11 protein-coding genes are annotated in these 11,521 nt (G+C 68.3%); 8 read left to right on the top strand and 3 right to left on the bottom strand.

Annotated elements, in window-relative coordinates; translation table 11 throughout:
* Positions 1–102: 102 nt before the first annotated feature.
* Genes CHB99_RS00365 through CHB99_RS00375 form a run of 3 tightly spaced genes read left to right on the top strand, consistent with a single transcriptional unit; the run spans position 103 to position 3,577 of the window.
* Complete coding sequence (locus CHB99_RS00365) at positions 103–1,107, top strand: ABC transporter substrate-binding protein (RefSeq protein WP_042122898.1); 1,005 nt, start codon at positions 103–105, stop codon at positions 1,105–1,107.
* The gene (locus CHB99_RS00370; protein ID WP_245655589.1) at positions 1,107–2,126 is read left to right on the top strand and encodes an ornithine cyclodeaminase family protein; all 1,020 of its coding nucleotides are present in this window, start codon (positions 1,107–1,109) and stop codon (positions 2,124–2,126) included. Before CHB99_RS00365 ends, CHB99_RS00370 begins: the two co-directional genes overlap by 1 nt.
* Positions 2,123–3,577 carry an HAL/PAL/TAL family ammonia-lyase gene (locus tag CHB99_RS00375; RefSeq protein WP_042122901.1) on the top strand — a complete coding sequence of 485 codons (1,455 nt, stop codon included), beginning with the start codon at positions 2,123–2,125 and terminating at the stop codon, positions 3,575–3,577. Before CHB99_RS00370 ends, CHB99_RS00375 begins: the two co-directional genes overlap by 4 nt.
* 9 nt (positions 3,578–3,586) lie before the next feature.
* On the opposite strand, the gene CHB99_RS00380 is transcribed toward CHB99_RS00375, so the two are convergent.
* Together CHB99_RS00380 and CHB99_RS00385 are read right to left on the bottom strand one after the other, a co-directional pair.
* Complete coding sequence (locus CHB99_RS00380; protein WP_042122903.1) at positions 3,587–3,886, bottom strand: DUF3509 domain-containing protein; 300 nt, start codon at positions 3,884–3,886, stop codon at positions 3,587–3,589.
* Positions 3,887–4,011: 125 nt separating this feature from the next.
* Entirely contained in the window at positions 4,012–4,470 is a 459-nt protein-coding gene (locus CHB99_RS00385) for a universal stress protein (RefSeq protein ID WP_042122904.1), read from the bottom strand.
* A 153-nt stretch (positions 4,471–4,623) separates the two neighbouring features.
* Here CHB99_RS00385 and CHB99_RS00390 point away from each other — a divergent pair, with 153 nt between their 5' ends.
* From CHB99_RS00390 to CHB99_RS00410, 5 genes are all read left to right on the top strand, one after another.
* Positions 4,624–5,529, top strand: coding sequence for a LysR family transcriptional regulator (locus CHB99_RS00390; RefSeq protein WP_042122905.1), 906 nt, complete (start codon positions 4,624–4,626; stop codon positions 5,527–5,529).
* 106 nt (positions 5,530–5,635) lie between these two features.
* On the top strand, positions 5,636–7,174 hold the full coding sequence (locus CHB99_RS00395; RefSeq protein WP_042122906.1) for an MFS transporter: 1,539 nt from the start codon (positions 5,636–5,638) through the stop codon (positions 7,172–7,174).
* Between the two features lie 26 nt (positions 7,175–7,200).
* Entirely contained in the window at positions 7,201–8,262 is a 1,062-nt protein-coding gene (locus CHB99_RS00400) for an HlyD family secretion protein (RefSeq protein WP_042122907.1), read from the top strand.
* A complete protein-coding gene (locus CHB99_RS00405) occupies positions 8,259–9,707 on the top strand; it encodes an efflux transporter outer membrane subunit (RefSeq protein WP_042122908.1) in 1,449 nt (482 codons plus the stop codon). The genes CHB99_RS00400 and CHB99_RS00405 overlap by 4 nt, the downstream gene beginning before the upstream one ends.
* A 57-nt stretch (positions 9,708–9,764) precedes the next feature.
* Positions 9,765–10,559, top strand: a complete 795-nt coding sequence (locus CHB99_RS00410) for an SDR family NAD(P)-dependent oxidoreductase (RefSeq protein WP_042122909.1) — start codon at positions 9,765–9,767, stop codon at positions 10,557–10,559.
* Between the two features lie 86 nt (positions 10,560–10,645).
* Here CHB99_RS00410 and CHB99_RS00415 read toward each other — a convergent pair whose 3' ends face one another.
* Positions 10,646–11,470 (bottom strand): SDR family oxidoreductase, encoded by an 825-nt coding sequence (locus CHB99_RS00415; protein WP_042122910.1) that lies wholly within the window; start codon positions 11,468–11,470, stop codon positions 10,646–10,648.
* Between the last annotated feature and the right edge of the window lie 51 nt (positions 11,471–11,521).

Consider the following 11,521-nt stretch of genomic DNA (forward strand, 5'->3'; position numbering starts at 1 on the left):
AGCCGCGCTCCTACGAACGCGCAACCCCGTAGGAGCGTGGCTTGTCGTGTGACGAACCACCGCGAAGGACCGCAGAGCGGTCCCCTCGGCACCGAGGCACCCATGAAACGACTCAAATCCCTGCTGGCCACCTCACTCCTGGCCCTCTCCCTGACCACTCACGCCAGCGACCAGGCGCAACCCATCCACTTCGGCGACATCACCTGGGAAAGCGGCAGCCTGATCACCGAACTGCTGCGCACCATCGTCGAAAAGGGCTACGGCTACCCCACCGACACCTTGCCGGGCAGCACCGTCAGCCTCGAAGCGGCGCTGGCGAAGAACGATATCCAGGTCATCGGCGAGGAATGGGCCGGGCGCAGTCCGGCCTGGGTCAAGGCCGAAGCCGAAGGCAAGGTGTTCGGCCTCGGCGACACGGTCAAGGGCGCCACCGAAGGCTGGTGGGTGCCGGAATTCGTCATCAAGGGCGACCCCGAGCGCGGCATCCGGCCCCTGGCCCCGGAACTGAAATCGGTGGCCGACCTGCCGCGCTACGCCAGCGTCTTCCGCGACCCCGAGTCCCCCGACAAGGGCCGCTTCCTCAACAGCCCCACCGGCTGGACCTCGGAAATCGTCAACAGCCAGAAACTCAAGGCCTACGGCCTGAACGACAGCTTCGTCAACTTCCGCACCGGCTCCGGCGCAGCGCTGGATGCCGAGGTAGCGACCTCGATCCGCCGCGGCAAGCCGGTGCTGTTCTACTACTGGTCGCCGACCCCGCTGCTGGGCCGCTACAAGCTGGTGAAGCTGGAAGAGCCGCCGTTCGATGCCGAAGCCTGGAAGACCCTGTCCAACGCCAGCCACCCCAACCCGCGAGGCAGCCGCTCGATGCCGGCGCGCCTGGCGATCGGTGTGTCGGCGCCTTTCCATGCGCAGTATCCGGAGCTGGTCGAGTTCTTCAGCAAGGTCGACCTGCCCATCGACCTGCTCAACCAGACCCTCGGCCAGATGAGCGAAAAGCGCCTGCAACCGCGTGCCGTGGCCCAGGCCTTCCTGCGTGAGCATCCACAGGTGTGGAGCGCCTGGGTGCCGGCGGACGTGGCGGCGAAAGTCAGCGGGAGCCTGTGATGAGCGAGGCTGCCATGGCACCGATCCATATCGATTTTCTCAACGGCCTGGACATCGCCGAACTGAACCTCGACAACGACGAGATCCTCGCCGCCGTCGAGGCCGGGCTGACCCTGCAAGGGCGCGGGGAGGCGGTGATCGAGCCGCGTACCCACCTGATTCCCGGTCAGGGCGTCAACGGTCACTTCAATGTCCTGCGTGGCGTGCTGGGCGGCGACATCGGCCGCGCCGGGGTCAAGGTGGTCGGCGATTTCGTCGACAACTACCGCCTGGGGCTGCCCTCGGAGCTGGCCATCCTCAACCTGATGGACCCGGCCACCGGCGTGCCCCAGGCGATTCTCGACGCTTCGGCGATCACCGACATGCGCACCGGCGCGCTGACCGCCATCGGTGCCCGTCACCTGGCCCATCCGCGCAGCAAGGTGCTGGCGCATATCGGCGCGCGCGGCACGGCCTACTGGAATGTGCGCCTGCTCGATCACCTGTTCGATTTCGACGAGATCCGCGTGCACTCGCGTCGGGTGGAAAGCCGCGAGGCCTTCGCCGAGCGCCTGCGCCGCGACCTGGGCAAGCCAGTGCGGGTCACCGAGGACTGGGAAAGCACCGTGCGCGGCGCCGATATCGTCGTCGAAGCCTCGCGCCTGGAACGTCCGCAACCCCTGCTGCGCACCGAGTGGATCAAGCCCGGGGCCTTCGTCGTGCCCTACGGGACCATGAGCGCGGTGGAACTGTCGCTGACCGATATCATGGACAAGCTGGTGGTGGACGACTGGGGCCAGTGCAAGGGCGGGCAGTTCGGTGCGCTGCGCGCCCATGTCGAGACCGGCAGACTCAGTGCGCAGACCCTGCATGCCGAGCTCGGCGAGATCGTCGCCGGGCGCAAACCGGGCCGTGAGCATCCGGGGGAAACCATTCTGTTCTGGCATCGCGGCCTCAGCCTCAGCGATATCGCCCTTGGCCATGCCTTGCTGGAAAAAGCCAGGCGTCTGGGCATCGGTCAGCGGCTGCGCTTTGCATGAGTACGCTGGAACCGGGGCGCGGCGGCTTCACGCTGACGCAATTGCTGGCGGTGGTGGATGACGGCGCGCCGTTGCGCCTGAGCGAGGCGGCGCGGGAGCGCATCGCGGCTGGGCACCGTCTGCTGCTCGAACTGATCGCCGCGGGTATCCCGATCTACGGCGTGAGCACCGGGCTCGGCGCGGCGGTGGATCAGCGCCAGGACGATGGCGACTTCCAGCGGCGCATCGCCGCTGGGCGCGCGGTGGGTGTGGGGCGCCTGGCGTCACGCCGCGAAGTGCGCGCGATCCTCTGCGCGCGCCTTGCCGGGCTGGCCCAGGGACGCTCGGGGATTTCCCTGCGCGGTGCCGAGGCCTTGCAGGCCTTGCTTGAGCACGACATCCATCCCGAGGTGCCCTTGCTCGGTTCGCTGGGTGAAAGCGACCTGGCGCCATTGGCCCATGTGACCCTGGCCTTGCAGGGGCAGGGCTGGGTCGAGTATCGCGGCGAGCGTCTGCCGGCGCTGGAGGCGCTGCGTCGTGCCGGTCTGCCGCCGTTGCTGGCGAGGGACAAGGACGGTCTGGCCCTGGTCTCGGCCAACTCGGCGAGCATCGGTCTGGGGGCCTTGCTGGTGGCCGAGGCGGGGCGTCTGCTGGAGCGGCAACTGGCGGTGCTGGCCTTGTCCTGCGAGGGCTATCGCGCCAGCCTCGTGCCGTTCCAGCCGTGGGCCGCGCGCCTGCGGCCGGCGCCGGGGCAGGCCGAGGCGTCGGCGGCCTTGCTGGGTTTGCTGGCGGGTAGCGCTCTGCTCGATCCGGGCGCGGCGCGGCGTCTGCAGGACCCCTTGAGTTTCCGCTGCGCCAGCGTGGTGCTGGGTGCGGCGCGACACGCCTGGGAGCAGGCCCGCGAGGTACTGGACATCGAGCTGGGCAGTGGCGCGGACAACCCGGCGCTGGTCGAGGAAAACCGCCAGGTGCTGGTCACCGCCAACTTCGACAGCACCCATCTGGCGCTGGCGTTCGAGGGCCTGGGGCTGGCCTTGAGCCGGGTCGCGGTGGCGAGTGCCGAGCGCATGGCCAAGCTGTTGTCGCCGTCATCCAGCGAGTTGCCGCGGGCGCTCAGTCCCAGGCCGGGACAGGTCGGCCTGGCGGCCTTGCAGCGCACCGCGGCGGCGCTGGTAGCGGAGATCGTGCACCTGGCCAATCCGTTGCCGGCCCTCAGCGTGCCGGTGGCGGACCGGGTCGAGGACTATGCCGGGCAGGCGCTGGGCGTGGTGGAAAAGACCGCCACGCTGCTGCAGCGCCTGGACTGGCTGACCCGTATCGAAGCGGTGATCGCGGCGCAGGCGGTGGATCTGCGTGGTGACATCCGCCTGGGCGAGGGCGCCGCGCAGCTGTACCGGCAGGTGCGGCGGCGGGTGGCGTTTGTCGATGAGGACCGGGCCATCGATGTCAGCGGGGTGTTCTGGGGGGACTGAGCCGGCCTATCAATGGTGGACACCGCTGTTCCAGCGACGGGCACCCGCCTCGCGTTCGGTCATCGCCGCCAGCACCTCCAGCGCACTGTGCCCCTGCTCGATGGCAATGCCGAAGTTCACGCTGTCGATCAGCCGTTCCAGGCGTTGCGGATCGTTGCGCTGGGCCGGGCTGATCAGGCGCTTGGCGACGACGCTGCCATCGTCGTCGGACAGGGTCAGCATGATGCTGCCATCCAGGCGCTCGATGCTCAGGTTGACCCGGTAGCGCGCCGAAAACGCGGCGCTGATCTGTTGAAAGGGGTTGTGCATGACGCTTCACCTTGCAATGACAGTCATCGATTGACTGGCCGAAAAAGGGGGAGTTCAGATCCTTAGCAAGGTGCGGGCCGAGTGGGCGACGAAAGGCGCAGGAGTGACAACCTGCGGGAAGAGCATCACGCTGCGCCAGCAACACCCACCAGCACCGGACAGGCCACCCGATCGATCACCTTGGCGCTGATCGACGGATCCAGCAGCCGCCCGAAGCGCGACAGGTGGCGGTGGCCCATCACGATCAATTCACAGCCCAGCTCCCGCGCCCGGTCGACGATGGCCTCGACCGGCTCCTTGGCCACCATGCTGCCCACGCAGCTCCCGAACCCGCTGTCGCGCAGCGCCCAGACCACCTCCGCCACCGCGCGCTCGGCCTGCTGCTGCTCATCGCAGGCCGCTGGGTACTCCGCCAGCTCGCCACGGGTATAGGGCGCGGCATGGTCATGCACGGCGAAGCTGCTGTCGATCGCCAGCAGCACATGCAACTGATGCTCCCGTGGCCGGCAGTAACGCCGCACCAGATCGAGCAGGGCAGTGCGGGACGGTGAGGCATCGATGGCGATCAGAACCGGGCTGGGCATGGGCAACTCCTTGGAAAACGGCGAAAGCAGGGCATTCTCGATCTATACCACTGCCCTGATAAATGGCCTGGCATGCACTGGAATGTTGCGTCCGACGCAATCCACCGAGCTGCTACCATCGCCTTTCCATCATTCGCCAAACGGAATCTGGCCATGCAACTCCCGGACATGAACCTGCTTGTCGCCCTCGATGCGCTGCTCGACGAGGGCAGCGTGGTCGGTGCCGCCCAGCGCATGAACCTCAGCCCGGCGGCGATGAGCCGGACGCTGAGCCGGATCCGCGAAGCCCTCGGCGATCCGGTCCTGGTCCGCGCCGGTCGCGGTCTGGTCCCCACGCCGCGGGCCCTGGCCCTGCAGGAACAGGTGCGGACCCTGGTGGAGCAGGCCGGCCAGGTGTTCCATGGTGGCGACGAGGTGCACCTGCCGACCCTGGATCGTGCCTTCAACATCCGCACCAACGACCTGTTCATCGCCCTCTATGGCGCCCAGTTGCTGAGCATGATGCATGAGCAGGCGCCGCGCACCGTGCTGCGCTTCGTCCCGGAGAGCGGCGGTGACGACGACCTGGTGCTGCGCGACGGACGCACCGACCTGATCATCAGCTCGACCATCGACCTGGGCCCGGAGATCAAGGTGCAGAGCCTGTTCAACACCGTCTATGTCGGCCTGGCGCGGCGCGACCATCCGATCTTCGACCGCGACATCACCCCCGAGACCTTCGCCGCCTACCCGCAGATCAGCGTCTCGCGGCGCGGTCGGGCCAACGGGCCGATCGATGTCGAACTGGCCAACTACAAGGTGCAGCGGCGGGTGGCGCTGATCACCCCGAGCTTCCACTCGGCGATGTTCTCCCTGCCGGCGTCGGACCTGATCCTGCCGATGCCGGCCAATATTCTCAACAGCGTGCAGCGCCTCGGCCTGCCGCTGCGCTCCTTCGAGATCCCGCTGCCGCTGGAGCGGGTCACCGTGATGCAGGCCTGGCACCCGCGCTTTCACAACGATCCGGCCCACCGCTGGCTGCGCCAGACCCTGAAAACCTGCTGCGAAGTCGACCCGTGACCGGCGGATTGCGTTTCGTGCAACTGTAAACTGCCAATAAGTCAGTTTTCGTCAGCATTACGGGTTTCTAGACTCTCTCCAGTCAATTTGTTGCTGGAGATTTCTGATGACGTCCCTGTCCGCGCCCCTCGCCGCGCCGGCTGCCGCTCCCGTAGCGGCGGCCCCCGCGCAGCCGTTCGGCCCGCGGGTGGTGGTGGGGCTGTTCGGTGTGCTGCTGGCGGTACTCTGTGCCGGGCTCAACGAGATGGTGACCAAGGTCTCGCTGGCCGATATCCGTGGCGCCATGGGCATCGGCGCCGACGAAGGCGCCTGGCTGGTGGCGGTGTATGCCGCCGCCTCGGTGTCGGCCATGGCCTTCTCGCCGTGGTTGGCGGCGACCTTTTCCCTGCGCCGTTTCACCCTGTCCGCCATCGGCCTGTTCGCCGTGCTCGGGCTGGTCCAGCCCTATGCGCCGGACCTGCACAGCCTGATGCTGCTGCGCATCCTCCAGGGCCTGGCCTCCGGCGCGCTGCCACCGATGCTGATGAGCGTGGCCCTGCGTTTCCTGCCGCCGGGGATCAAGGTCTACGGCCTGGCCTGCTACGCCCTGACCGCCACCTTCGGCCCCAACCTCGGCACGCCGCTGGCCGGGTTGTGGACCGAGTATGTCGGCTGGCAGTGGTCGTTCTGGCAGATCATCCTGCCCTCGCTGCTGGCGATGATCTGCGTCGGCTGGGGCCTGCCGCAGGACCCGCTGCGCCTCGAACGTTTCCGTCAGCTGGACTGGCGCGGCGTGCTGCTCGGCCTGCCGGCGATCAGCTCGCTGGTGCTCGGCCTGACCCTGGGCGATCGCTGGGGCTGGTTCGATTCGCCGCTGATCAGCTGGCTGCTCGGCGGCGGCCTGGTCCTGCTGGTGCTGTTCCTGTTCAACGAGTGGTCCGAGCCGCTGCCGTTCTTCCAGTTGCGCATGCTCCAGCGGCGCAACCTCAGCTTCGCCCTGCTGACCCTGGCCGGGGTGCTGATCGTGCTGTCCGCGGCGATCAGCATTCCCTCCGCGTACCTGGCGCAGATCCAGGGCTATCGCCCGGCGCAGACCAGCCCGCTGATGCTGCTGGTGGCCATGCCGCAGTTGCTCTCGCTGCCGCTGGTGGCGGCGCTGTGCAATATCCGCGCGGTGGACTGCCGCTGGGTCCTGGCCTGTGGCCTGGGCATGCTGATGCTCGCCTGCATCGGCGGCACCCAACTGACCTCGGCGTGGATTCGCGACAATTTCTATGTCCTGCAACTGCTGCATGTGTTCGGCCAGCCGATGGCGGTGCTGCCGCTGCTGATGCTTTCGACCAACGGGATGACCCCGCAGGAAGGCCCGTTCGCCTCGGCCTGGTTCAACACGGTCAAGGGCCTCGCCGCGGTGGTCGCCGGTGGTCTGCTCGACGCCCTCGGCACTGTGCGCCGGCATTTCCATTCCACGCATCTCGCCGACAGCCTCGGCAACGCACCGCTGATCGACGACAGCGTCGCCGGCCTGGCCCGGCGCATTCATGAACAGGCCCTGGTACTGACCTCGGCCGACCTCTACCTGGTCATGGCCTGCATCGCCGCGGCCCTGATCTGCCTGATTCCTTTCGTGCCCACCCGGGTCTATCCACCGCGCGCGGTGGCCTGAGCCTGGACGAACAAGAGATTGTCGCTATGACCAACACACGCAAGAACATCCTCATCGGCTCGCTGCTCGCCATCGCCGTGTGCGCGGCGATCGTGGGCCCGCACCTGCTGGGCAACGATCATTCGCAAAGTACCAACGATGCCTATGTCAGCGCCGACTACACCGTGGTCGCGCCGAAGGTGGCCGGCTTCATCAAGGAAGTCCTGGTGGAAGACAACCAGCAGGTCCAGGCCGGGCAGTTGTTGGCGACCATCGACGCCCGCGACTACCAGGCCGCGCTGGATGCCGCCCAGGCCCAGTTGCTGGTGGCCCGGGCGCAGAGTGCCGATGCCCGCGCGACCCTGGAGCGGCAGGCCGCGCTGATCGCCCAGGCCGCGGCCGCGGTGAAGGCGGCCCAGGCCGAGGCGGCCTTCGCCGATCATGAAGTGACCCGCTACAGCCGCCTCGCCGAGCAGGGCGCCGGCACCGTGCAGAACGCCCAGCAGGCGCGCAGCGGGGTCGATCAGGCCCGCGCCCGCCTGGCCAATGCCGAGGCCGCGCTGCTGGCGACGCGCAAGCAGGTGGATATCCTCGAAGCCCAGGTGGCCAGTGCCGACGGCCAGCTCAAGCGCGCCGAAGCGGGGCTGGAGAAGGCCAACCTGGACCTGTCCTATACGCGCATCGTCGCCCCCGTGGACGGCATGGTCGGCGAGCGCGCGCTGCGCATCGGCGCCTACGTCAACCCGGGGGCGCGCCTGCTTTCGGTGGTGCCGCTGAACCGCGCCTACGTGGTCGGCAACTTCCAGGAAACCCAACTGACCCACGTGCAACCGGGGCAGCCGGTGCAGATCAGCGTCGATACCTTTTCCGGCGAGACCCTGCGCGGTCACGTCGAGAGCATCGCTCCGGCGACCGGGGTGACCTTCGCCGCGGTCAAGCCGGACAACGCCACCGGCAACTTCACCAAGGTGGTCCAGCGCATTCCGGTGAAGATCGTCTTCGACGCCGACCAGCCGCTGCTGCAGCGCCTGCGCGTGGGCATGTCGGTGGAAGCGCGCATCGACACCCAGGGCGATGTCCTCGCCGGCAAGGAGGTCAGTGCGCGATGAACAGCCTGTTTCGCATGAGCCCGTTGCTGCTCGGCGTGGTCCTCGCCGGCTGCACCCTGGGGCCTGATTTCCAGCGACCCGACAGCCAGGCGCCACAGCAGTGGGCGCCGCTGCAGGGCGAGGCCGCGCCCAGCCAGGCGCAGGCCGAGCCGCTGGAGGCGCGCTGGTGGGAGAGTTTTCACGACGCTCGGCTCAGTGCGCTGATCCAGCGCGTCGCGCAGAACAACCTGGACCTGCGCATGGCCAGCGCCCGTCTCGTGCAGAGCCGCGCCCTGCGCAGCAGCATCGCCGCCGAGCAGACCCCGGCGCTGGACCTGAACGCCGGCTACAGCCGCGCGCGCAACAGTGCCGAAGGCCTCAGCGACCCGTCGGGCAATGCCGGCCGCAAGGTCTACAACCTGTGGCAGGGCGATCTGGTCGCCGGCTGGGAACTGGACCTCTGGGGCCGCGTGCGACGTCAGGTGGAAGCCGCCGATGCCAGCGTCGAAGTCGCGGAAAACGACCGGCGCGGCGTGCTGCTGGCACTGCTCGCGGAAACCGCGGGCGACTACATCCAGCTGCGCGCCGTGCAGCACACCCTGGCGGTGACCCGCGACAACCTCAAGGTGGCGCGGCACAGCCTGGAACTGTCCAACGACCGTCTGGCCCAGGGCGTCGCCACGCGCCTCGACGTGGCCCAGGCCAGCGCGCAGGTGGCGTCCATCGAAGCCCGCCTGCCCACCCTGGAAGCGCGCGAAGCGGATCTGATCAATGCCCTCGGCCTGCTCGCCGCCGAGCCGCCGCGCAGCCTGCAAAGCGAACTGCTGGCGCCCGCCGAACTGCCGGCGCCGCGGCAGCGCTTCGCCATCGGTGTGCCGTCGGAACTGGCCGAGCGGCGCCCGGACATTCGCCAGGCCGAGGCGCGCCTGCATGCCGCCACGGCCAGCATCGGCGTGGCGAAGGCCGACTTCTATCCGAGCATTCGCCTGTCCGGCAACCTCGGCTTCCAGGCCATGCAACTGAGTGATCTCGGGGCCTGGGACGCCCGTCGTTTCGCCATCGGCCCGCAGATTTCCCTGCCGTTGTTCGAAGGCGGGCGCCTGAGTGGCGTGCTTGAACTACGCGAGGCGCAGCAGCAGGAAGCGGCGCTGAACTACCGCCAGGTGGTGCTGCGGGCCTGGCATGAAATCGACGATGTGCTACGCCTGTACAACGCCAGTCAGCTGCGTCGCGATCACCTGGCCGAGGCGGTGCAACAGAACCGCATCGCCCTGGAGACCGCGCAGCGCCAGTACGTGGAGGGGGCGGTGGACTTCCTCAACGTGCTCAGCGTGCAAAGTGCGTTGCTGGCCAGCGAGGAGCAGTGGATCGACAGCTCGGCGGCGGTGTCCCAGGCCCTGGTGGGCCTGTACAAGGCCCTGGGCGGTGGCTGGCAGGCGTTCGATGAACCTGTGGCCAGTCATTGATTGCACGCTCCCACAATGATGTTTTCCACGAATTTCTGATCAACCGGGAGGCAGATCATGCACATTTCCCTGAACGGCAAACGCGCCATCGTCAGTGGTTCCACCGCCGGCATCGGCCTGGCCATCGCCATCGGCCTGGCCGAGGCGGGCGCCGAGGTGGTGCTCAACGGGCGCACCCAGGCGCGGGTCGACCAGGCCCTCAAGCAGGTGCGCGAGCGCGTGCCGGCGGCGCGGATCATCGGCGTCGCCGCCGACCTCGGCACGGCCGAAGGCGCCCGCAGGTTGTTCGACCTGGTGCCGCAGACCGACATCCTGGTCAACAACCTGGGCATCTTCGAGCCCAAGGGCTTTTTCGAGATCAGCGACGAAGAGTGGCAACGCTTCTTCGACGTCAACGTGCTCAGCGCGGTGCGCCTGTCGCGGCACTACGCGCAGGGCATGAAGGAGCGTGACTGGGGCCGGGTGCTGTTCCTGTCCAGCGAATCGGCACTGCAGATCCCCACCGAGATGATCCACTACGGCACCACCAAGACCGCGCTGCTCGCGGTGTCCCGCGGGCTGGCGGAAACCCTGGCCGGTACCGGGGTGACGGTGAATGCCGTGCTGCCGGGACCGACCCGCTCGGAAGGGGTGGGCGATTTCTTTGCCGAGATGGCCAGGGCACAGGGTGTGTCGACGGCCGAGCTGGAAGCCGGCTTCATCGCCGAGCACCGCCCGAGCTCGATCATCCAGCGCCTGGCGACGGTGGAGGAAGTGGCGAACCTGGTGGTCTACCTGGCCTCGCGCCAGGCCAGCGCAACCACCGGGGCGGCGATGCGGGTGGACGGCGGGGTGGTGCGGTCGATCGCCTGAGTCTTTCGTTGGTCTCATCGCGGGCATCCTGTGCACCGCCGAACCTTGTGGGAGCGGGCGTTGCCCGCGATGAGGCCGCAAAGGTATTACAACTGCCGATCCAGCCCGAATTTCTTCTTCAGCACCTTCTGCAGCAACCCGCTCGGCAGCCAGCTGGCCAGCAACGGCAAGGCGCGGCTGCCATTGCCCAGCCTGACCAGCCCCGGCGTCGGCGATTGGCGCACGGCCCGCAGCACGCCGGCGGCGAACGCGCTGGCCGGGGTCGGCCGGTCCTGCGAGGCCCGGGCCCGGGCGCGGATGTTTTCGCGCAGCGGCCACCACGGTGACTCCGGTGTCAGCAACTGCTCGGCGCGGTGTCCGGCATTGCTGGCGAAACTCGACTGGATCGCACCCGGCTGCACTTCCATCACCCGCACCCCGAACGGCGCCAGTTCCAGGCGCAAGGCATCGCTCAAGGCATGCACCGCGGCCTTCGAGGCACAGTAGGCGCCGGCGAACGGAGTCACCAGGACCCCGGAAACGCTGCCGATGTTCACCACCAGGCCGCGGCTGCGGCGCAGCAGCGGGAACAGCGCGCGGGTCACGCCGACCACGGCGAAGACGTTGGTTTCGAATTGCTGGCGCATCGCTTCGACGCCGCCGTCGAGCAAGGGCCCCATGGCACCGTAGCCGGCGTTGTTGATCAGCACGTCGAGGCCGCCGTGTTCGGCTTCCAGCGCCTCGGCCAGGAGGGCCAGGGACTGGGCGTCGTTGACGTCCAGCTTCCACGCGCGAAACCCCGCCGCCAGCAGCAGGTCGACGTCCTCGCCACGGCGTGCCGTGGCCCAGACGCTGAAACCGGCATCGCGGAAGGTGTCGGCAAGGGCGCGGCCAATGCCGCTGGAACAACCGGTGATCAGGGCAACGGGCATGGATCGATCCTTGTAAGGGGAAGCAGCGATCATAGCCCGGATTGGCGGCCC

The organism is Pseudomonas japonica, from assembly GCF_900188455.1.
GTDB lineage: Bacteria > Pseudomonadota > Gammaproteobacteria > Pseudomonadales > Pseudomonadaceae > Aquipseudomonas > Aquipseudomonas japonica.